The organism is Flavobacterium collinsii (genome assembly GCF_946903285.1).
Lineage (GTDB): Bacteria > Bacteroidota > Bacteroidia > Flavobacteriales > Flavobacteriaceae > Flavobacterium > Flavobacterium collinsii.
Map to the genome: position 1 here is coordinate 2321891 of NZ_OX336425.1, position 24032 is coordinate 2345922.

16 protein-coding genes are annotated in these 24032 nt (G+C 36.5%); 5 read left to right on the plus strand and 11 right to left on the minus strand.

Annotated elements, in window-relative coordinates:
* The first annotated feature begins 421 nt into the window (after positions 1–421).
* The 3 genes from OGZ34_RS10085 to OGZ34_RS10095 all read left to right on the plus strand — a co-directional run bounded on the left by OGZ34_RS10085 (position 422) and on the right by OGZ34_RS10095 (position 7084).
* Entirely contained in the window at positions 422–3193 is a 2772-nt protein-coding gene (locus OGZ34_RS10085) for a bifunctional aconitate hydratase 2/2-methylisocitrate dehydratase (RefSeq protein ID WP_263362931.1), read from the plus strand.
* Positions 3194–3319: 126 nt separating this feature from the next.
* Positions 3320–5584: an aconitate hydratase gene (locus OGZ34_RS10090; protein ID WP_173964298.1), complete on the plus strand. Its 2265-nt coding sequence runs from the start codon at positions 3320–3322 to the stop codon at positions 5582–5584.
* Positions 5585–5938: 354 nt separating this feature from the next.
* Positions 5939–7084, plus strand: coding sequence for a C40 family peptidase (locus OGZ34_RS10095; protein ID WP_263362932.1), 1146 nt, complete (start codon positions 5939–5941; stop codon positions 7082–7084).
* Here the strand turns inward: OGZ34_RS10095 and OGZ34_RS10100 are convergent.
* From OGZ34_RS10100 to OGZ34_RS10110, 3 genes are all read right to left on the minus strand, one after another.
* Entirely contained in the window at positions 7078–7464 is a 387-nt protein-coding gene (locus OGZ34_RS10100) for a response regulator (protein ID WP_263362933.1), read from the minus strand. The two genes, OGZ34_RS10095 and OGZ34_RS10100, sit on opposite strands and share 7 nt — an antisense overlap.
* Positions 7454–8878: a sensor histidine kinase gene (locus OGZ34_RS10105; RefSeq protein WP_173964295.1), complete on the minus strand. Its 1425-nt coding sequence runs from the start codon at positions 8876–8878 to the stop codon at positions 7454–7456. The genes OGZ34_RS10100 and OGZ34_RS10105 overlap by 11 nt, the downstream gene beginning before the upstream one ends.
* A gap of 501 nt (positions 8879–9379) precedes the next feature.
* Positions 9380–9877 (minus strand): DUF5958 family protein, encoded by a 498-nt coding sequence (locus tag OGZ34_RS10110; RefSeq protein ID WP_263362934.1) that lies wholly within the window; start codon positions 9875–9877, stop codon positions 9380–9382.
* Between the two features lie 218 nt (positions 9878–10095).
* On the opposite strand from OGZ34_RS10110, the gene OGZ34_RS10115 reads away from it, so the two are divergent.
* On the plus strand, positions 10096–11511 hold the full coding sequence (locus OGZ34_RS10115) for an APC family permease (RefSeq protein WP_173964291.1): 1416 nt from the start codon (positions 10096–10098) through the stop codon (positions 11509–11511).
* A 305-nt stretch (positions 11512–11816) separates the two neighbouring features.
* On the opposite strand, the gene OGZ34_RS10120 is transcribed toward OGZ34_RS10115, so the two are convergent.
* The 5 genes from OGZ34_RS10120 to dinB form a co-directional block, all read right to left on the minus strand.
* The gene (locus OGZ34_RS10120; protein ID WP_173964290.1) at positions 11817–12278 is read right to left on the minus strand and encodes a DUF1810 domain-containing protein; all 462 of its coding nucleotides are present in this window, start codon (positions 12276–12278) and stop codon (positions 11817–11819) included.
* A gap of 174 nt (positions 12279–12452) precedes the next feature.
* Complete coding sequence (locus OGZ34_RS10125) at positions 12453–13079, minus strand: alpha-ketoglutarate-dependent dioxygenase AlkB family protein (protein ID WP_263362935.1); 627 nt, start codon at positions 13077–13079, stop codon at positions 12453–12455.
* Positions 13080–13127: 48 nt separating this feature from the next.
* On the minus strand, positions 13128–14516 hold the full coding sequence (locus OGZ34_RS10130) for an exonuclease domain-containing protein (protein ID WP_173964304.1): 1389 nt from the start codon (positions 14514–14516) through the stop codon (positions 13128–13130).
* A gap of 111 nt (positions 14517–14627) precedes the next feature.
* Positions 14628–17681: a DNA polymerase III subunit alpha gene (locus OGZ34_RS10135; RefSeq protein WP_263362936.1), complete on the minus strand. Its 3054-nt coding sequence runs from the start codon at positions 17679–17681 to the stop codon at positions 14628–14630.
* Positions 17681–18862 (minus strand): DNA polymerase IV, encoded by a 1182-nt coding sequence (gene dinB, locus OGZ34_RS10140; RefSeq protein ID WP_173964287.1) that lies wholly within the window; start codon positions 18860–18862, stop codon positions 17681–17683. Before dinB ends, OGZ34_RS10135 begins: the two co-directional genes overlap by 1 nt.
* An 85-nt stretch (positions 18863–18947) precedes the next feature.
* On the opposite strand from dinB, the gene OGZ34_RS10145 reads away from it, so the two are divergent.
* Entirely contained in the window at positions 18948–19721 is a 774-nt protein-coding gene (locus OGZ34_RS10145) for an XRE family transcriptional regulator (protein ID WP_173964286.1), read from the plus strand.
* Positions 19722–19926: 205 nt separating this feature from the next.
* On the opposite strand, the gene OGZ34_RS10150 is transcribed toward OGZ34_RS10145, so the two are convergent.
* The 3 genes from OGZ34_RS10150 to OGZ34_RS10160 form a co-directional block, all read right to left on the minus strand.
* A complete protein-coding gene (locus OGZ34_RS10150) occupies positions 19927–20688 on the minus strand; it encodes a phosphatase PAP2 family protein (RefSeq protein ID WP_263362937.1) in 762 nt (253 codons plus the stop codon).
* Between the two features lie 361 nt (positions 20689–21049).
* Positions 21050–22771, minus strand: a complete 1722-nt coding sequence (locus OGZ34_RS10155; RefSeq protein WP_263362938.1) for a sensor histidine kinase — start codon at positions 22769–22771, stop codon at positions 21050–21052.
* Between the two features lie 89 nt (positions 22772–22860).
* On the minus strand, positions 22861–23982 hold the full coding sequence (locus tag OGZ34_RS10160; RefSeq protein ID WP_173964283.1) for a sensor protein KdpD: 1122 nt from the start codon (positions 23980–23982) through the stop codon (positions 22861–22863).
* Between the last annotated feature and the right edge of the window lie 50 nt (positions 23983–24032).

Sequence of the window (24032 nt, forward strand, 5' to 3'; positions counted from 1 at the left end):
TTTGAAATGCAAAGTTATTAAAGAATTTGAATTACAAGCTTTTTATGCTATTTTTTTTTAAATCATGAAAAAGCTTAATGATGAAAAAAATGATTTTCAAAAATGAAAAAAAGGGGAGGGTTAAAAGCGCAACTATAACGTTGTAATTGCTTATTTAGAAAGGTTCTTTGCTAAAGTAGAAGTAAAATCTCACTTCATTTGTAACAACGAATTTCGACTTTGTTAAAGAAAGGATTTTAAATTACCAATAATTCATTTTTTTAATATAAAATTGGAATTTTGGCAAAAATGAGCAATGAAAATTGTTTTTTAGCAATAATAATTTTTGAAAAGGCGAGTTCTATTATATTTTTTTTAATTCTCGGCTTTAATACCTAAATTTGCGAACAAAAAATAAAAATACCTACAAAATACTTCTATTATGAACATTTATAAGGATTATATTCAAGAGATCGAAGAAAGAAAAATTCAGGGGCTTAACCCAAAACCAATTGATGGTGCTGAATTACTAAGCGAAATCATTGAGCAAATTAAAGATTTAAACAACGAGTACAGAGGGGATTCTCTTAACTTTTTCATTTACAATGTTGTACCGGGAACTACTAGTGCTGCTGGTACAAAAGCTAAGTTTTTAAAAGAAATCATTCTTGGTGAAGTTGAAGTAAAAGAAATAACACCAGCTTTTGCTTTTGAATTATTATCACACATGAAGGGTGGACCTTCTATTGAAGTGTTATTAGACTTAGCGCTTGGTAATGATGCTGCTATTGCTAAAGAAGCAGGAAAAGTTCTTAAAACGCAGGTTTACCTTTATGAGGCAGATACAGATCGTTTAAAGGAGGCTTTTAAAAACGGTAACGCAATCGCTAAAGAGATAGTTGAAAGCTATGCGCAGGCAGAGTTTTTTACTACATTACCGGAAGTGGTTGAAGAAATTAAAGTAGTGACTTATATCGCTGGAGAAGGGGATATTTCTACTGATTTGTTATCTCCGGGGAACCAGGCTCACTCCCGTTCTGATCGTGAACTTCACGGTAAATGTATGATTACTCCTCAGGCTCAAGAAGAAATCAAAGCGCTGCAGGCGAAACATCCTGATGCAAGCGTTATGTTGATTGCAGAGAAAGGTACAATGGGAGTAGGTTCATCAAGAATGTCAGGGGTAAACAACGTGGCGCTTTGGACTGGTAAACAAGCAAGTCCATATGTACCATTTATTAATATTGCTCCAATCGTTGCAGGTACAAATGGTATTTCTCCAATCTTCCTAACAACTGTTGATGTTACAGGTGGTATTGGTTTAGACCTTAAGAACTGGGTGAAAAAATTAGATGCAGAAGGTAATGTTATTCGCAATGAAAATAACGAACCTATTCTGGAAGAAGCATACTCTGTTGCTACAGGTACTGTACTTACAATAAATACAAAAACAAAGAAATTATACAACGGCGACAAAGAGTTAATTGACATTTCTAAGGCATTCACGCCTCAGAAAATGGAATTTATAAAAGCCGGAGGATCATACGCAATTGTATTTGGTAAAAAACTTCAAACATTAGCTGCGAAACTTCTTAATATTGAAGCTCCTCTTGTATTTGCTCCGTCAAAAGAGATTTCTCATGAAGGACAAGGGCTTACAGCAGTAGAGAAAATCTTCAATAAAAATGCAGTTGGAATTGCTCCGGGTAAAGTTTTACACGCCGGATCAGATGTTCGTGTAGAAGTTAATATCGTAGGTTCACAAGATACGACTGGTCTTATGACAGCTCAGGAGTTAGAATCTATGGCTGCTACAGTAATTTCACCAATTGTTGACGGTGCTTACCAGTCTGGTTGTCACACCGCTTCAGTATGGGATAAAAAAGCTCAGGCTAATATTCCAAAATTGATGAAATTCATGAACGATTTTGGTTTGATTACTGCTCGTGACCCTAAAGGAGTTTACCATGCAATGACAGATGTAATTCATAAAGTTCTTAACGATATTACGATTGATGAGTGGGCGATCATTATTGGTGGTGACTCACATACAAGAATGTCTAAAGGAGTTGCTTTTGGTGCAGACTCAGGAACAGTTGCGCTAGCACTTGCTACAGGTGAGGCTTCAATGCCAATTCCTGAATCAGTGAAGGTAACGTTCAAAGGAGAAATGAAAGATTATATGGACTTCCGTGATGTCGTTCACGCTACACAAGCCCAAATGCTTAAGAAGTTTGGTGGTGAAAACGTATTCCAAGGTAGAATTATTGAGGTTCATATTGGAACTCTTACTGCTGACCAGGCATTTACGTTTACAGACTGGACTGCAGAAATGAAAGCAAAAGCTTCTATCTGTATTTCTGAGGATGATACTCTGATCGAATCTCTTGAGATTGCAAAAGGCAGAATCCAGATCATGATCGACAAAGGAATGGACAATGAAAAACAAGTTCTTCAGGGATTGATCAATAAAGCAGATAAGAGAATTGCAGAGATTAAATCAGCTGAGAAGCCAGCATTGACTCCGGATGCAAATGCGAAGTATTATGCTGAGGTTGTTGTTGACTTGGATCAGATTATTGAGCCAATGATTGCAGATCCGGATGTAAATAATGCAGATGTTTCTAAGCGATACACACACGATACCATCAGACCTTTGTCTTTTTATGGAGGAGAGAAAAAAGTAGATCTTGGATTTATTGGTTCTTGTATGGTGCACAAAGGAGACATGAAGATTTTAGCTCAAATGCTAAAAAATATAGAAGAGCAACACGGTAAAGTTGAGTTTAAAGCACCTCTTGTAGTGGCTCCGCCAACTTACAATATTGTAGATGAGCTTAAAGCCGAAGGAGACTGGGAAGTTTTACAAAGATATTCTGGTTTCGAATTTAACGATAGTGCTCCTAAAGGTGCTGCACGTACTGAATACGAGAACATGTTGTATTTAGAGCGTCCGGGATGTAACCTTTGTATGGGGAACCAGGAAAAAGCGGCAAAAGGAGATACCGTAATGGCAACTTCTACTCGTTTATTCCAAGGAAGAGTTGTTGAAGATACTGAAGGTAAAAAAGGAGAGTCACTGCTTTCTTCTACACCTGTTGTAGTATTGTCTACAATTTTGGGAAGAACCCCAACACTTGATGAGTATACAGCGGCAGTAGATGGTATTAGCCTAACCAGGTTTGCGCCTTCTCATAAACTGTTAGTGATGTAATCATACGATTAGTTATAATCATTATATATAGAGAGCCCGAGTGATAAACTCGGGCTTTTTCTTTTACAACTCCTCTATTTTTTGTAACTTGGGATGTTCAAAAAACAAACAAAAACAATTATACTTATGGCTTTTGATATTGAAATGATTAAAAAAGTGTATGAGAACATGCCAGGTCGTGTTGATAAAGCACGCGAAATTGTTGGTCGTCCACTTACCTTAACGGAGAAAATTTTGTACAATCACCTTTGGGATGGAAATCCAACAAAGGCGTTTGGAAGAGGAGTAGATTATGTTGATTTTGCACCGGATCGTGTAGCTTGCCAGGATGCAACAGCTCAAATGGCATTGTTGCAATTTATGCACGCTGGTAAGCCTAAGGTAGCAGTGCCTACAACAGTACATTGCGATCACCTGATTCAGGCAAAAGTAGATGCTGCAACCGATTTGGCCAGAGCAAAAACACAAAGTAATGAAGTTTTTGATTTCTTATCATCAGTTTCTAATAAATACGGAATTGGTTTCTGGAAACCGGGAGCCGGAATTATTCACCAAGTGGTACTTGAAAATTATGCATTCCCGGGAGGAATGATGATTGGTACCGATTCTCACACTGTAAATGCAGGTGGTTTAGGAATGGTTGCTATTGGTGTTGGTGGAGCGGATGCTGTAGACGTGATGTCGGGTATGGCTTGGGAGTTGAAATTTCCAAAATTAATTGGAGTAAAACTAACAGGTAAATTATCAGGTTGGACAGCTCCAAAAGATGTTATTCTTAAAGTGGCAGGTATTCTGACTGTAAAAGGGGGGACAGGTGCTATTGTTGAATATTTTGGCGAAGGAGCAACTTCTATGTCTTGTACCGGAAAAGGTACCATTTGTAACATGGGTGCCGAAATTGGAGCTACAACTTCAACTTTTGGTTACGATGCTTCTATGAGCCGTTACCTACGTTCTACAAACAGAGCTGATGTTGCGGATGCTGCAGATAAAGTTGCTTCTTACTTAACAGGAGACCCGGAAGTATATGCTAATCCGGAAAAGTATTTTGATCAGGTGATCGAGATTAACTTATCTGAATTAGAGCCGCATTTAAACGGTCCTTTTACTCCGGATTTAGCCACTCCAATTTCTAAAATGAAAGAGGAAGCCATAAAAAATAATTGGCCTTTACAAATTCAGGTAGGTTTAATTGGTTCTTGTACCAATTCCTCTTACGAAGATATTTCCCGCGCGGCTTCTTTGGCCAGACAGGTAAGTGCCAAAAACTTAAAAACGAAATCTCAATTTACAATTACGCCAGGTTCTGAAGTGGTTCGTTATACCATCGAACGTGATGGTTTTATTGATACCTTCCATAAAATAGGAGCGACCGTTTTTGCGAATGCCTGCGGACCTTGTATTGGTATGTGGGACAGAGAAGGAGCGGAGAAAGAAGAAAGAAACACCATTGTTCACTCTTTCAATCGTAACTTCTCTAAACGTGCAGATGGTAACCCGAATACTTTGGCCTTCGTGGGTTCGCCGGAATTGGTGACTGCTATGGCGATTGCAGGAGATTTAAGTTTTAATCCATTAACAGATACTTTAATCAATGAAGATGGAGAAGAAGTAATGTTAGAGGAACCTACAGGAGACGAATTGCCTCCAAAAGGATTTGATGTTAAAGATCCGGGATTCCAGTCTCCTGCTGAAGACGGTTCCGGAGTTCAGGTTGTAGTAAGTCCAACGTCTGAACGTTTGCAATTATTGGCTCCGTTTGATGCCTGGGATGGTAAAAATATTACAGGTGCAAAATTATTAATCAAAGCATTCGGAAAATGTACTACCGATCACATTTCTATGGCAGGACCATGGTTGCGTTTTCGTGGACATCTGGATAATATTTCTAACAATATGCTGATTGGTGCTGTAAACGCATTTAACCAAAAAACAAACTCGGTTAAAAATCAATTAACCGGAGAGTACGATGCAGTTCCGGCTGTAGCTCGTGCATACAAAGCTGCGGGAGTTCCGTCTATTGTTGTGGGAGATCACAATTATGGTGAAGGTTCGTCACGTGAGCATGCCGCTATGGAGCCGCGTTTCTTAGGGGTTAAAGCGGTATTGGTAAAATCTTTTGCCCGTATTCACGAAACAAACCTTAAAAAACAAGGTCTTTTGGGATTGACTTTTGCGAATGAAACCGATTATGATAAAATTCAGGAGAACGATATAATCAATTTTACTGATTTAACTGAGTTTGCTCCCGGGAAACCATTAACATTAGAGTTCGTTCACGCAGATGGTTCTAAAGATATTATCTTAGCGAATCACACTTACAACGAAGGTCAGATTGGCTGGTTTGTTGCAGGTTCAGCGTTAAACTTAATTGCTGCAGGGAAAGCCTAATCGATACGATTTACTTATATTAAAAATGCTCTGTGAAAAAAACAGAGCATTTTTTTTGCATTTTATAATTAATTTCAATGTTGCTTAATGTCATCTCACACGGTTTTCTGGTTAAGATTGGTTATTTTGGTTTGAAAATAATGTGTTTTATAAAGAGCATTATTTCAAAGGGTTGGCTCAATTTTTATGCCGCGTTTGTTAAATTGAACAAAATTAGTTGTTAAAAAAGATGCTTTTTTTACTTTAAAAAGTTAAATTCGCTTATCGGGTAAAATAATTCCCTTTTTTTGAGTTTATAATTCAGAAAGTAATTCAATTTAGAGCGTGTAATAAAAGATAAAAATGTAATAGATAATGGTTTGCAGGTTAATAGTAATTTTGTTTTTTTTCAGTGTCGGAGCTTTTTCACAAGAAAAGTATATTAAACACAAAATCTCACAAGGAGAAAATCTTACTGTAATTGCTAAAAAATACGGAGTAAAACCAAAAGATATTGCAGCAGCAAACCCTAATGCACCCAAAGTTCTAAAACTAAATTCCGTTTTATTAATACCCAACCATAATAAAACAGTTGCTAAAAAAGTTACCGAACCAGTTGTAAATACTACTCCGATTGTAACTCCGGGTTCTCATGAAGTACTTGCTAAAGAAACGCTTTGGGGAATTTCGAAAAAATACAATGTTTCAGTTGATGACTTAAAGAAAGCCAATCCGCTTTTAGAAAGCGAAGGTTTAAAAATTGGACAGCAAATTAGCATTCCATCCAATACCACTGTCGATACTAGCACTGCTGTAGCTACGACTGCTCCGGTAATCGAGAATATTCAGGAGCCTGCAAAGGTTGAAGTAACCAGAGAGGTTTTGTCGAAAGAAACAAAATATGCCATTGCAAAAGAGTTTGGGATAACCGTTAAGGAATTAGAAAAACAAAATCCTGAAATTAAGAAGAGATTAAAAGTGGGTTACCTGCTTAAGATTAATGTTTCGCCTGAAAAGGCAGCAGCTTTGCAAGAAGTAAAGTCTGCCGAAACTACTACAGCTACACCGCCGATTCAGATTGCTGAAGATACCACCGTAAAAAAAGATTCTACATTTGTAAGATTGGGTAATAATTCTGATTTGATTGATCAATTGATTGGAAATGCGACTGAGAATATTGGAACGCGTTATCGGTCGGGCGGAACAACGAAAGCCGGTTTTGATTGCTCAGGACTAATGATTTGTACCTTTAATAATTTTGATATCAAGTTGCCAAGAAGTTCGATCGAACAATCCAGAATTGGATTTAGGGTTGAAAGCGAAGCGGCACAAAAAGGAGATTTGATTTTCTTTAAAACCAATGGAAGACGCCGTATCAATCATGTTGGGATGGTCGTTGAGGTAACAGAAGGAGAAATTAAGTTTGTACATTCTTCTACTCACGGAGGTGTAATGATTTCATCTACTAAGGAACCTTATTACCAAAGAAGTTTTTCTCAGGTAAACAGAGTTCTTCAATAGTTAAACAGTAGTGTTTTAAATTCTTCTATTGGAAAAGGCTTGTTTAAAAAAGCACTTACATACCTGTTTCTATTGATTTTTGCAATGTCATCCGGATCTAAGGTGGATGAAAGCACATAAATTCGAATTCTTTTTTTTATCTCTTTTTTTAATTTGTGAAACTCCTCGAGAAATTCGAAACCATTCATTATAGGCATCTGAATATCCAATAAAATAATGAGCGGATGGTTGTTGTTAGTAACAAGCCACTGAATTCCTTCTCTACCGTTATTTGCGATGAATATTTCGTCAATATCCAGCACTTTTTTAAGTAACTGTGTAATGACAAGCTGATCGATCAAATTGTCATCGACGATTAGAAACACAGGTTTAGTTTGCATGAGAAATAGGAATTGCTACAATAAATTTACTCCCGACAGTATTTTCAGAGAAAACCGAAATACTTCCTTTGATGTTTTCTACAGCTTCTTTTGCAATATAAAGACCTAATCCAGAACCTTTGTTTTTGTTTGTACCAAAATACATTTCAAAAATACTGTCTTTAAATTCGTCTTTAATTCCAATTCCGTTATCTGTTATCTCTATTTTATCACAACCCTCGTCCGTATAAGTTTTAATCGAAATAAACATTTCCGGCTTATTGACATCGGCATATTTGATGGCATTGGAGAGTAAATTCGAAATAATGATTCTTAAACGTAGGTCATCACTTTGGATGATATCGACTAATAATTCCTTTTTAAATTTTATTTTGTTGGCATTTTCAATATGCATCAATTGTGAAATAATCTCGTCAAATAGTTCCTTTAAGCTTACAGGTTCTATTACAACTTGTTTTCGTTTGTTTTTTGAATAATCGATGATGTCAACTATAAACTGATCCTGCTTGGTGAGACTTTTGTGCATGAGCGTTAAATAGTCTCTGATCTGGTGAATGTCATCTTCGAGTTGGGTAATTTCGATGAGACCTTTTAAAGATGTTATAGGCGATCTCAGATCGTGAGATGCACTGTAAACAAATCTATCCAGCTCGTGATTGACAAGGATAAGGTTTTCGTTTTTTTCTTCAATTTCTTTCTTGGAAATCACTAAACGCTTTACCATAATCGCATAGTACGAACATACGCTTATCACGATTATCAGAATAAAAACGATATTGGTTATAATCAGAAGGCTTTTAATTTTTCGTGTTCCTTCTCCCAAAGTATTTAAGAAGTTACGTTCGTTAATAGTGAGTTTGTCGCTGATTATACTAATTTCATTAAGAAATTTTTGCTGACTGGCAGGGGTCAAAAGATCTTGTTTTATCTCGGTATCTACTTGCTGGCCCAGCGTAGCTAATTTGAATATTAATTCGTCGCCCTGACCCCATTCATGAATTGCTTTTGCCAGAAAGGAAACATCTTTGAAGTTTACAAACAGCCAGACAATATCGTCGAGGTCATCTTTATGATTCCGCCCTGTGAGAAATCCTTGTCGGGCAATTTCGGTATCTCCTTCTTTTAAAAGAGTTCTTCTGGCAACGCCATCCCCCTGGGGAACTTTTAACTCCTGAGAAAAAAGTTTCCATTGGTAGGGGTCTTTAGTAAAAAGATACATAATGAGATATCGTGCCGCATCTTTTTGACCTTTTGAATAATGTGATTCGCCATTAACGTAAGCTCTGTTGGCAGATAATATTTTGATCGTAAAAAAGTTGATGCAGATAAGTAATGCGCAGGAAATAATTACTATTATCAACGGAATGAAAACATTCGGGAAACGTATATTTTTAAAAAACGGACTCTTAGGCATAATTTTCAGATTTGGAGGTTAATACTGCTTTTTCTTTATCCGGTAAGAATGCTTATGGCTGAAGGTGTCTTTCTAAGAAAAGCAGGTTACTGAGAGTGTTGTTTTTTAACGGTTTTAAAATAAACAATTGTTAATAAAAACTTAATTTCCTAAGATTGGTTTACACCCTCATAAATTTAATAAAAAAAGGATATAGTTTTACAAACGAGTTATTTTTTCTTGTTAAATTTATTTTTCGCGATGTTTTTTTATGTAATTGGATGATATGAGGTGTTTTATTGTTGTTTTTCGGATTTTGATAAAGTATAGTATACTGTATTGCGTAAAGTTTAATTTAGAAATGAAAAAATAACACAAATAAAAAAAATTGGAATAAGTTATTCTTTTGTTTAACAATTCTGGATGTGATTTAAAAAGGAGCTTTTCTTATAGGTTATTAAAAAAGCTACAAATTTTTGATGAGTTGTAGCTTCTAAGTATTTAAAGATAGGACTGTGTGTTTTATTCAAATTCATGCCAAAAATGTCCACAGCCATTTTTACATTCCATATTTCTTCGCTCAGTGTCTGTTGCTTTAAAAATCCAGAGTAATGAAATTAAAACTTTTTTATTTTCGTTTTCAGGAAGTTCCGCGAGTTTATAAAAAGCAATTCGTGTTGGGAAATTTTTTAAAAGTATAATAGGAGTATAGGTCGATTTTAATGGAATTGTTTTAATGGCATTTTGATAAGTTTCTGTATCGTAATGAGTTTTTTCAGGAATAGCGCTGAATATATAATTTTTTAAAGTTATAAACAGCCTTTCAAAATCATAATGGGGATCTTCTAATAAAAGCTGTACTCCGAGATTAAAGTCTATTTTATCTTGGGCAACCTTATTGATTATTTCTTCTTCTTTAGACATTTGATACATAAAGATATTTTTGATTCTATTTTTATAAATTATTGCCTTGCAATATTGAGCTTTAATAAGAGCTAAAATATAAAATATCTCTTTCAATTGTTTAGAAGGTGTTATTGACTCTTTTGTATCCTTTTGTAAAGTGAAACGAAACAAAAGATATAGTAGAAAGCCCGACCCGTAGGGACACGCCCAATTTACTTTAGATTTTTAGAATTTGGAATTTGATTTTTTAGAGTTTAGATTTTTGGATTTGAATTTTGAAATCTAAAATTTAAGAAAAAAGTATATCTTTAACCAACCCAAAAACTAAAATTATGCAAGAAAACGACCAGGGAGATTTTAAAAGAGAACTCGGATTATTAGATGGAACCATGCTTGTGGTAGGTTCTATGATTGGATCAGGAATATTTATTGTGAGCGCCGATATCACCAGGCAGGTAGGCTCGGCAGGATGGCTAACGTTAATTTGGCTCCTTTCGGGATTGATTACTGTAATAGCTGCTGTGAGTTACGGTGAGCTTAGCGCAATGTTCCCAAAAGCAGGAGGACAATATGTGTACCTAAAGGAAGCTTACAATAAACTAATTGCCTTTTTGTATGGCTGGAGTTTTTTTGCCGTAATCCAGACGGGAACGATTGCTGCGGTTGGAGTGGCTTTCTCAAAGTTTGCCGCTTATTTGTACGAGCCACTGAGTGACGAAAATATACTTTATGAATTGGGGGCTTTTAAGCTCAACGCGGCTCAGCTGGTTTCGATTTTTACAATTGTTGTATTAACGTTGATTAATAGCCGTGGTGTGAAGAATGGAAAAATTCTGCAAACTGTTCTTACTATTATCAAAATTTTATCCTTACTGGGATTAATTGTTTTTGGATTAACATTAGGCGCAAAAGCTTCGATTTGGGATGCCAATTGGGGAGAAAATGCTTGGGCAACACGTACCTATAATGCAGAAAGCGGCTCATGGCTGCCTATTAGTGGAACAGCTTTAATTAGTGGAATTTCGGCTGCGATGGTGGGCTCGTTATTTTCGAGTGATGCCTGGAATGGCGTTACCTTTATTGCTGGTGAAATTAAAAACCCAAAGCGTAATGTCGGTTTCAGTTTGTTTTTAGGAACTTTTATTGTGACGATTATTTATGTTTTGACAAATTTGATGTATTTGGCGGTAGTTCCGTTAGACGAGATTGCCACAGCTAAATCAGATCGTGTAGCAGTAGTGGCTTCGCATTATATTTTTGGTAATATTGGTACGCTGATTATTGCGATCATGATTATGATTTCGACTTTTGCGTGCAACAACGGATTAATTATGGCGGGTGCGAGAGTATACTATACCATGGCCAAGGACGGTCTTTTCTTTAAAAAAGCGGCCGTTTTGAATGAATCAAGTGTTCCGGGCTGGGCTTTATGGGCACAGTGTTTCTGGGCTTCGGCTTTGTGTCTGACAGGGAAGTATGGTGATTTGTTAGATTTTGTAATTATCATTGTATTGATTTTTTACATTTTAACTATTTATGGAATCTTCATTTTGAGAAAAAAGATGCCGGAAGCTGAACGACCATATAAAGCTTTTGGATATCCATTTTTACCAATGCTGTACATTGTGATTGCGACTGCAATTTGTATTTCGTTGTTGCTTACAAAATTCTCAACCTGCGGATGGGGAGTTTTGATCATGTTAACGGGAATTCCGGTGTATTACTTGACGAAACCGAAAGAAGTTTAAAAGGAGGTACTAAGGTGCTGAGATACTAAGGTTCTAAGTTTAAATGCGGTGTGAATTTGCCCGCGGGTTCTACGGATCAAGCGGATTAACGCAGGTTTTCTTTTTTTACTTTGATTTTATTTCAAAATATAAATGCCTTGCTTTTAAGCAAGGCATTTTTTTATGGTTTCTTTCGAGTAATAAAAAATCGTTACAAACCCGTTTCATCCGTAAAATCTGTGGGCCAAAAAAAACACTACTAATTTGCAAAAAGCAAAAAACGTAGTGTTTTTAATTGAAATGATCTAATGTATTGAAAATGGAAATTATACCATTTCAGTTTCAACAGAAGATTTTATAGATGAATTAATAATAGACAAAGTAAGAGGATCTTTTTCTCCTGAGAAAAAAGCATCTAAGATTTCCTGAAATACAGGATTTGTATTTTCTACCAAAGAGAAAAGTGTCATAGACGAACGTAATTTACGCGCATCTAAATCACCTAAAATTCCATCGGCTGATTTTCTTTTAAAAGTCAAAAATAGCTCTGAAATTTCGATAAGATGTTTTCCTAAAATAGGGTGTTCTAAAAACTCGGTTGCTTCTTTTAGATCGTTAATGGCATAATAATTTGCAGTATCGCTCTTACCCAATCCTTTAATTTGAGGAAAAATGAACCACATCCAGTGTGTCTCCTTTTTTCCTTTTTTAATTTCAGAAAGAGCAGTAAGATAAAGTTTGTTTTGCGCATCTAAAAAACGCATTAAATCATTGTTTGAATAAGCCATTGTGGTAATGTATATGTAAAAAAAGGTTGCAAAAGTAGTAAAAAAGATAGGGTTTGCCTAATAAAAGGTTCATACACTGAGTATTTTAACTTTTTGAGGAGGAATTTTCTACACTATTTTACAGTAGAAATAACGCCTTTTGAGTTATTATATTTCAGGACAAGTTTTACAAAATCAACTTTTTCTGTCCGTTCTTCTAAAGGTCAGGTTGATCCTTGGTAAAACATCACGAGCAGTTTTTGGAACCTGATGTTGCCAAAAACTATTGGTCGTTCCGGACATTAATAGAAAAGAACCATGATGTAGCGGAATTTCTACTTGTGGAATTTCTTTTCGGAATTTATGTCGTAATCGGAATATTCGGGTTTCTCCAAAAGTAACCGAAGCTATAATTGGGTTTGGTCCGGAGTTATGTTCTTTGTCGCTATGCCAGGAAACACCATCATTACCATTTCGATATAAATTAAGCAACAGACTATTAAAATCAAGCTGGGTTTCTTTTTCAACACGGCCTCTAATCGTTAACAATTCATAAGTCCAGTCGGGGCCATTTTGATCTGCTCCGACATTATCTTTATCTTCATACCAGGAAATCATTCGGGGGGCTGTAACAATTTTATCATACATTTCCATTTCATATTCTCTCCATTTAGTTTGATGAAGTAATTTTTCGTAAAAACGATCAGATTCTTCTTTGGTAAAAAAGTTATCGATCAAAATAAGTTCTGCATCAGGCAGGTCAAATATTTTTTTTCCTTTCAAACCTGTGGCAAATAATTCGGTATCGCTAAATAGTGTCATAAGTCAATACTTTAAGTTTATAGCTCTATTTTAAAAATTAGATTCGTTTTATATCCTTGATGTTAGCAAGTTTTTGTTGAAAAAAACTTTTCGGGGATTTTTCTCTGCATAAGCAAAAATCAATTGCACAATGTATTGATTGCTTTTATAAGGCGTGGTATAATTTTTTACTTCCGAAGGATCAGTAATCGCAACATCCAACGGAATATATCCCATGCCATAAAAATGACCATTTTCTATCCAAATGCAACTGCGTTCGTGCGCTGTTCTTCCTTTTTCTATAATGGCAAAAGTGGGTCTGTTGCTTAATAAAAAATCAATAGCCTTGTCGACTTGCTCATTATGGAGGAAGGCATCCGGCAAATCTTTTGCATCATTATTTTGAAATAGTTCTCCTTCTTCAGGTTTTGAATATTTACAAAATCGATAATCAATTTCAAATCGTTCTGCTAAGCCCCGTAGTATATTTGTTGCTTCATATAAACTACTGAAATGTTCAATACACGATTGAAATTTATTGAGTTTTCCGATAGCCAGATATTTATATCCGTTGCGGGCTTCATATTGGTACAAGCCAAATTTTGGTTCAAATCGTTTTAAAGCCCTGTTGTACGTTGGCCAAAGGTGTTTGATTTCGGTACATTCTAATAGCAGCGCCATTAACTCGTTGCCACAAACTTCATAGGAAATGGAATAAATATCCCGTAAGAAGTTTTGTCTTTGCGGATTAATTTTGTGACCGCTAAAATGAGAGGCAACACGTTTTTTTATATTAACCGCTTTTCCCACGTAGATTACTTTTTTTACCTCATTATAAAAATAATATACACCCGGTTTTTCCGGTAAATTATTAAAATCTTCTGGCGGAAGGTTAGGAGGTAAACGCTGATCTTGTGCCGTGTTTTTGATCATTTGTTCCATATGACCTTCATCGTCCCATTCGAGTAATCGCGAAAACAATATGGCAGTAGCGGCTGCATCTCCGCCGGCACGATGCTGGTTTTCTAAAGGGATGTCGAGTGAATTGCAAAGTTTTCCTAAACTATAGGAAGGGAAACCCGGTCTGATTTTTCTGGCTGCGCGAACGGTACATAACTTTCTTGCTGTCCATTTAAAACCTGCTTGTTCAAGTTGATGACGAACAAATGAATAATCAAAATTGACATTATGAGCGACGAAGATTCGATCCGTAAGCATCTCTAGCACTTTCTCTGAAATATCATCGAAGATTGGCGCATTAGCGACCATTTCATTGTTAATACCCGTTAAAGCAAAAATAGCAGGAGGTATTTCCTGTTGTGGGTTCACAAGCGTTTCAAAGCGGTCTATTACTTTTTCACCATCGTGAATAATAATGGCAATTTCTGTAATGCAGCTGCCACTGGCATTTCCGCCTGTGGTTTCGATATCGACTATGGCATATTCTGTTTTTTTCATCTCATTTATATAACGTAGATTCATTTCTTTTTAGTTTCCAGTCTCAGTTTCAGTGTGCATTTTTTAATGACTATTTATCTGGCTGGAAACTGCGACGGCTGTAATTGAAAACTAAAATTTCATTCGGTGCCGGGGCAAATTAATCTCATGTCCTTGCGGATAAGGGGCCCGATGCGTTGGACTAACATCTTCTTTAATTTGGCGTTGTGTTTTAAACTGATCTTTAGCATCCATATAGCGCGGATCCGGAATAAAAGGCATTTTGGCCATTTTGGTTATTGTAATGGTTGGAAAATGATAATCGACTTCGACATTTCCTAATAAAAGATAGCAGCCGCCACCCTGAAAAGGATAGTTTGCGAGACTATCAGGAAAATGTGCAGTATCAAAATAAGTGCCTTCATGATCGATCCAGGTACCAAAATACATCGTTCCTTTCTTAGTAGGAACTTGTTTTCTTGAGATGAGGTAAGCGAGCATGCGGACTTGTTTTTTATGATGGGCTACTAAATCTTTGGCCATAATATCACCACGGTGTTTGGTTTGTAAAAGATCAAAAACGGTACAGGATACAGGAAAGCTTAATAGTTCAATTTCATCAAAAGCATCTTCATATAAAGAACGTTCCAGAGTAGGAAGTTTGTATTCCTTTACCGGTTCCTGTATCAGCCTCAGGTTTCTGTTTTCGGGTTTGAAATTATTAAGAAGTAAACTTGCGACGACCAAAAGCTGATTTTTGGTTTTTCCTGTAAAACGAAAAGCATCTATAAAAATTAGAATTTTCATGCTCTCAATGCCAATAGGAATTCGGTTGATAAAATCCTCCAAAGAAAGAAAAGCCCCGTTTTTCTCCCGATCCGATTCGATTAAGTGAGCCGTTTTAGACTCCAGGCTTTGCAGATGCATAAAGCCAAGATAAATGTCTGTACCATATAAAGTAGTCTGATATTCGCTTTTATTCACACAGGGGTTGTGTATGTTGCCGCCTGACATACGCGCTTCGTGTACGTAAACTTCGGTTCTGTAAAATCCGCCCTGATTATTAATTACTGCGGTCATAAACTCTACAGGGTAATAAACTTTCAGGAACAAACTCTGATAACTTTCTACAGCATAAGAAGCCGAGTGCGCTTTGCAAAAAGAGTATCCAGCAAAAGATTCAATTTGACGGTAAATTTCCTGGCTCAGCATTTCCGGATGTCCTTTTTGAGCACAGCTCGCATAGAAATTATCTTTTACTTTTTGCAAAGCTTCCAGAGATCTTCCTTTTCCGGACATGGCACGACGTAGAATATCGCCGTCAGCAGCGGGAAGTCCACCGTAATGCTGCGCGATTTTAATTACATCTTCCTGATACACCATAATACCATACGTTTCACCGAGGTGCTCCCTGAAGACCTCGTGAAAATACTCAAACTGAGTTGGATTATTATGGCGAAAAATATACTCTTTCATCATTCCGGATTGTGCTACACCGGGCCGAATGATAGAGGAAGCCGCCACCAGAATTTTATAATTATCACAATTCAGTCGGCGTAATAAACCACGCATGGCTGGGCTTTCGATATAAAAGCAGCCAATCGTTTTTCCCTGAGCCAAATAGATATTGCATAAAGCTTCGTCTTTAGAAATGGAAGTATTGCGAATGTCAACTTTTATACCCCGGTTTTTGGCAATGAGTTTTACGCTGTCGTCAATATGACCAATACCTCGCTGACTCAGGATGTCGAATTTTTCAAAACCAATCTCTTCTGCAATATGCATGTCGAACAATACAATCGGAAATCCTTTTGGAGGCATTTCTAAAGGAGTATAATTCGTAATAGGTTCTTCGGAAATTAAAATGCCACAGGCGTGCATGCTGCGCTGGTTTGGATATTTGCCGAGCATACGACCATAATACTGAACCTGTTTTACGATCTTATTGGTTTCGTGAAGCTCTTCGGGATTTTTAGCCAGCATATCCAGTTCTTCTTTTGGAAGCCCGAAAACTTTTCCAACTTCTCTAAAAATAGATCGGTACTTGAATTCGACATTCGTACCGCAAAAAGCAACATGATTTTTACCGTATTTTCCGAAGATATATTCCAGAATTATATTTCGTTCCTGCCAGCTCCAGTCAATATCAAAATCGGGAGGAGTTTTGCGGTTGAGGTTTAAAAAACGTTCAAAATACAAATCCAGTTCAATAGGGCAGATGTCTGTAATTCCGAGACAATAGGCGATAATGCTGTTTGCACCGCTTCCGCGACCAATATGCATAAAACCCTGACGGTTGCTGTATTGAATAATGTCCCAGGTGATTAAGAAATATCCGCTGAATTCTAATTCATCGATAACTTTCAGTTCTTTTTCGACACGTTTTTTTGCTTCCTGGTTCTCGTCTTCATAACGGTTTTTGAATCCTTCCCAAGCCAGGGCGGTCAGTTTTTCTAAATCTTCCTGACGACTATTAGTATAGAATTTTTTGTTTTTTGGAACTCCAAAATCATATTCAAAATTACAGGAATCAATAATTTTCTGAGTATTGGTTATGATTTCAGGATATTTTTCATAAAAAGGCAAAAGAGATTCCAAAGGTTGCAGCATTTCAGAAGCTTTGCAGTAATCAGATTCTGTTAGTTTAGATAAAATAATATTGGTGTCAATTGCCCGAAGAATTTTATGCAGATTGTGTTCTGTTTTAGTTCTAAAAGTGACAGGCTGCAAAACAACCATCTGATTCATTTTATTTTTGTGTTCAGATGTAAAAAGCTTTGAAACTTCTTCAGGACGAATACCGATAAATTCATTTTTGCGAAGAACTTTAGGAGCATTTTCTAAGGTATAAATCACGAAAACGGATTTAAATTCGGGAGCAATTAAAGGCAATGGTTCTCCGCTGAAATTATGTTCTGTTAAGAAGCGGTTCATTTCGGCTAAACCTTCTGCATTTTGAGCTAACCCAATATATCGAAATTCATGATTGGATCGAAATTCCATCCCAACTAAAGGTTTAATTCCTTTTTCCTGACATGCTTTTATAAAATCATAAATTCCGGTAACGGTATTAATATCTGTAAGCGCCATTGTTTTTATACCACAGGAAACGGCCTGATCAACCAATTCCTTAAGCGGAATTGTGCCGTAACGTAATGAATGGTATGAATGACAATTAAGATGCATTATTTGGTTCGTTTTAAAATATCGTCTTTAGTATTAGGTTTAAAAGAAGCTCCGGCACAGCGCATTACGGCGTCAAAACCATAACGTTTTTTCATTTTATCCATCGCTTCATAAAGTGATAACATTTCCTGAGTGTCTTCAAAAAGATCAATTTGGTAGGTTCCGCGCACCAATCCGCTAAAGCGAATTCCAATCAGGCGAAGTCGCATTCGGCGCTGGTAGACTTTTTCAAAAAGTTCCGTCACATTTTTGGTCAGGATATGATCGGCTGAGGTATAAGCCACTCTGCACTGTTTGGTTTCGGTATCAAAATTAGCGTAGCGTATTTTAACCGTAACCGTTGAGGTTAGCCATTGCTCGGCCCGAAGCTGGAAAGCCAGTTTTTCGACCATTCCTAAAAGTATTCTTTTCAGTTTTGCAATGTCGATTGTATCCTGAGAAAAAGTGGTTTCGGTAGATATTGATTTTCTTTCGGTATAGGGTTCAACGGGAGTGTGGTCAATTCCGTGTGCTTTTTTCCAGAGTTCCAGACCATTTTTACCAATCATTTGTTGTAAAATCTCGGCAGGCATTTCGGCTAGAGTCTGAATTTTACGAACGCCAATTCTGGACAAAAGCTGAAAAGTAACCGCTCCAACCATTGGGATTTTCTGAATCGATAAAGGATTTAAAAAGTCTTGCACCTCTTGTTCCGGAATTTCGAGCTTTCCTACTGGTTTGCCTTCTCCGGTTGCAATTTTAGAAACCGTTTTATTAATAGACAATGAAAAGCTAATGGGTAATCCGGTTTCTTTAATTACAGATTGTGCCAATTCGTTGGTCCATTTATAACTGCCGTGAAATTTATCCATCCCGGTAATGTCGAGATAAAACTCATCGATACTGGCTTTTTCTAAAACGGGTGCTTTTTCCTGAAGGATTTGTGTAACATCATGTGATAATTGCGAATACAATTCCATATCACCTTTCATGACTTTTGCGTCTGGACAAAGTTTTAATGCCATACGAATCGGCATGGCAGAACGGACTCCAAATTTACGGGCTTCATAGGAACATGAGGCCACAACACCACGGTCTCCACCGCCTATAATAAGCGGAATTCCGTTTAGTTCAGAGTTGGTGCGTCTTTCACAGGATACAAAAAAGGTATCCAGATCCATGTGTACAATTGCCCTTGCCATTTTCTTGTTTTTGTAGTAAACAAAATTAGTACAGATGATAACATTTTTTTGTATATTTGTTGTTCCAAATTATAACAAATTAATTATGTCCTTATTTTCAGATAACATCAGAGCATTGAGGGTTAAGCATAAAATATCGCAGGAGAAATTAGCTGAGAACCTAAAGATTACCCGAGGAAGATATGTTAAATACGAGGACGGAACCTCTGAGGCGCCGTACGATATCTTGAAACAAATTGCTTTATATTTTCATACGAGTATTGACTTACTATTGTCTGTCGATATACGAAAGATTGATATAGAAAATTTGATAAAACTGGAAGGCAACCGACTTATTCTACCCATACAAGTAGACCGTTTTGGGGAGAATTATATCGAAATTGTATCTCAACGAGCAAAAGCAGGTTACTTAAACGGATATGCCGATCCGGAGTATATTGAAAGTTTACAACAAGTCTCTCTTCCGTTTTTAGGTCCGGGTAAACATCGCGGATTTCCTGTAGAAGGCGATTCGATGCCACCACATGAAGACGGATCTATTATTATTGGCCGTTATGTAGAAAGGCTGGGAGAGGTGATGGATGGTAAGACGTATATCCTGATTACCAAAAATGAAGGAATGGTCTATAAACGTCTGAATAAAAACAAAAAGAATACTTTGGTTTTAGAATCTGATAATCGTTTTTATCCAAATTATGAAGTAAAAGCCTCAGACATCTTAGAAATCTGGGAATACGAATGTAATATTGGAAGAAGTGATAAACGCCATGAACAGACAGAATCTCAAAGTATGAAAGATTTACTTCTGGAGGTAAAAAGAGAGGTAATGGAGATTAAGAATAATACGGCGAATACGTAATTTTTTGCCACAGATTGTACAGATTAGAAGGAATTTTGAATAGCTTTTTCTAGTTTTTTACCACGAATTACACAAATTATCACAAATTTCTATTCAAACGACAATCAATACGATTCGCGAATATTTGTGTAATTCGTGGTAAAAAAAACTTTTATTCTGCCGCTCTAAATAAACTTTGCGTCTTAGCGTCTTTGTGGAAAAAAAACTAAAAAACCTTCACAAACCCCAATCCGTATTGTTTACCATTATAAAACGGCATTACCATAGAAGTTGATTTATTTTCAGAAGATGATTTAAATAATTTTTTGGTAATGTAGGGATTAATCCAGTAGGCAATTTTGGTACTCAAAATTCCGATTCCGGCTCCGGCAGCAACATCCGTTAACCAATGACGGTTGTTGTAAATTCTGAAAAGCCCTGTTCCGGTTGCTACAGCATAACCGGCAATTCCGTACCAAATCGATTTGTCTTTGTATTCCTGCCATAAAAACTCCGCTCCGGCGAAAGCAGTCGCCGTATGTCCGGAAGGGAACGAGTTTTTTGAGCTTCCATCGGGTCTTTCTACATGTGAAATCGATTTTAAACCCAAAACTGTCGAAGCCATAATAACGTATGAAGTTACAAAGATGACAGACCGGTCCCGCATATTATTCTTTCCTTCCACACCAAAAGCATTCAGGGCATAAACAGAAGCAGCCGGTGCATATTGAGAGAAATCATCAATCGTGATCTTGTTGTCAATATCTTCAGTAACTTCATTTTTGATTTGATGATTAAAACTTAAAAGTTGGTCGCTTTCAAGTCCAATTACTCCATAACCAATTAAAACACCCGGAATGATTAGTTGCTTGTAATTGAATTTTAATTGTCGTGAAGTACTGTCAATTTTTGTTATAGAATCATTTTGCTGTGCATTGGCACCCAAAAAAACAAATAAAAATACCAGAGAAATCGCTTTGTAAAACATCTTCGTTATTGTTAAAAGTTGCAATAATAACGTATGTCTGACCTAAGTATTTTTGGTTTAACTGAACCTTAAGCGAATATTAACCCGGTAGCTTTAAAATAGATAATTGAATTAAGATTGACTAAATATTATACCGCTTTGTGTGATCACTTTGGGTTAAGTCGAAGGGCTTTACAGTGGAAAAGGTCTTCGACTCCATTAGAGGCGTATAAATTGTACGCGGATTAGGCAGATTCGCTAATGCGAAAACACGGATCTACACGGATTTCTTTTTATTCATATTATTTTATAAAAGAGAGCCCTAATTAAGCTCCGGAGGAGCGTTATCTTTATGATTTATCGCTCTCTATGTCTTTTTGGATTAGACCTTCAGCGAAAACCAAAACGTACTTCCTAATCCCAAATTACTCTCAACACCAATAGTTCCGTTTTGAGCTTCAATAAATTCTTTACTTATGGCAAGACCCAATCCGGTTCCTGATTTCTGACTTCCCGGAATTTGAAAATATTTATCGAAGACTTTGTCTTTATAGCGGGCATCAATTCCTTTTCCGGTATCGATAACCTCAAATGTAATTTGATCGTTTTCCTCTTTTAACCGAATGATAATCGTACTTTTTTCAGACGAATAGGTAATCGCATTCGATAAATAATTAATCAAAACCCATCCTGTTTTTTCACTGTCGGCTTTTACATCTTGCAGGTGTTCATTGGCTTCAACAATGAGTTTGATTTGTTTTTGTTCGGCCTGAATTTTTACGGCTTCGGTAGCATAATTTACAATTGCGTAAGGATTGCTTTTCTCAATGTTTAACTGAATATTCCCGGTTTCTAATTGTGATAAATTAAGTAATTCGCCTGTAATCTTCAATAAACGCTGACTGTCTTCTTTAATACTTTCTACAAGTTGTTTCTGATCGTCGTTCATTTCGCCTGTTTTGTTGTTTTGAAGCAATTGAAGGCTTAGTTTTATAGAAGCAATTGGTGTTTTTAATTCGTGTGAAACGGTTGCAATAAAATTAGTCTTTGCAAAATCAAGTTCTTTAAATAAGGTAATATTTCGCAGGATGATTACGTCTCCAATATTAATTTCCTTTTCTTCGCCTGTTGGAGTTATGGTGATGTTGATGGTTTCTTTATCAAAATAACTTTCTTTTCCGTGGGCAAAAATCTTCATTGGATGTTTTTTCTGAGAATTGGCTGCAGGTTCTTTCAGAATCAAAGAGCGAATTAAATCATTGGAGACAGCCAAAGTTGAAGCGGATTGACCAATAACATCTTCCAGTTTCATTCCGATAATTTTCAGAGCTTCATCATTCACAAACAAAATCACACCTTCATGGTCTAAACCAATAATAGGGTCGTGCATGTTATTGATGAGGGTTTCGAGTCGTTTTTTCTCGAAGAATAATTTGTACAAACTACTATTGTTGTATTCCTGGAGTTTTTGCGCCATTGTATTAAAGGATTTTGCCAGGTCACCGTATTCGTTGTGATTGGTAAAATGTACCCGTTCGGAATAATTTTTATTGGCAATTTCTTTAATACTCTGCGTTAATTCCTTAATTGGATTGGCAATATTATTGGGCAAATTAACCAGCAGGTTAAAGGCAATTAAAAAACAGAGCGTTCCCACAATGGCAATCCATAAATTGGCATTTTCGGCAGTATGTTTGGCAATATCACCCTTTTGCTTGATGGCATCCAGATTGAGTTTCATAATCGAAAAAATATCCTGCCTGATTTGTGCCTTCACCGTTTCATTAGAACCATTTTTTTCTAAAAGAGCAAAGTCACGTTCTAGTTTGGCCGTGGCTTCTTTTTCTCCGGGTTCTGTAACATTTTGGGTCTGTTTTTCAAGATATTCCTTAAAAGTATGAATCGTACTATCAGTATTCACTTTGATTTCGTCCAAAGATAAAATCATATTTCTGGAATATTCAAGTGTATTGTAATTCGCTTTCAGAATATTCTCGGTATCTGCTTTGATTAAAAAAACAGCATATCCGCTCACTAAAGAGAGTATAATAATCATTAAAAATAACAATCCGACTCCCAGATTCAATTTGGTTTTAATTCTCATTTTTTGCTTTTTCTAGTAAAAAGTTCGTTGTGAAATGTAAAATGTATTTCACAAAAACATCTCACATTTTACATAAAACATTTCGCATTTTAGGATAATATAACAAGATCAACATTTGATAAAGACAGGCTATTCAATAAACGTCTGAAAATTGTTGTAGACAAAATTACTTTAAATAAATTTAAATGCGGTTTTCCGATACAGACAGTTGTAATATGTTTTTCTTCGACCGTCATTAAAATAGCGTCGGCAATATTTTGGTTCTCTGTTTTAATTACTTCGGCACCCAGCTGAACAGCCAGTTTAAAATTATTAATCAAATGCCGTTGTTTGTCCAATGCAATTTTAGTACTGCTTTCTTTCGGAGTTTCTACATACAAAACATACCAGGATCCGTTATAATAACTTGCCAGACGCGCTGCTTTTCTGATTACAATTTTTGCTGTTTTATCGTTGCTGCTAATGCAGGCCAGTAATTTTTCGTGTCTTAAAGCATGTAGCTGAGGTACTTCATTTTCTACTTTTCGAACTACCTGGCTGGCTACTTCTTTCAAAGCCAATTCACGCAATTGTAAAATTTGTTCTGATTTGAAAAAATTAGCCAAAGCGGTCTGAATCTTATCTGCCGTATAAATTTTTCCTTCTTTTAGGCGTGCAATCAAATCTTCAGAAGTCAAATCGATGTTTACGACTTCGTCGGCCAATCGTAAAACATTATCCGGAATACGTTCCTGTACATCAATACTTGTGATGCGTTTAACGTCTTCATTTAAACTTTCAATATGCTGAATATTTACTGCCGATATCACATTGATTCCGGCTTCGAGAATCTCCAGAACATCCTGCCAGCGCTTTTCGTTTTTGCTTCCTTCAACGTTGGTGTGTGCGAGTTCATCGACAATGACAACTTCAGGTCTAAGGTTGATAATTGCCTGTACATCGAGTTCTTCGAGTTCTTTTCCTTTATAGAAAATGGTTCGCCGTGGAATCACAGGCAAACCAGATAAAAGCTCATGCGTTTCTTTTCGCATGTGCGTTTCGATGTAACCAATTTTTACATCGATTCCGTTTTTTAATAACGAATGTGCTTCCTGCAGCATCCGGTAAGTTTTACCCACACCGGCACTCATCCCAATGTAAATTTTAAACTTTCCCTTTCGTGATTTCTGAATTAAATCGAGAAAGTGCTGTGCATTATTTTCTTTTTCCATATTTTTTGCTTTAAGCAGTAAGCTTTAGGCTTTAAGCAGTAGGACGAAAG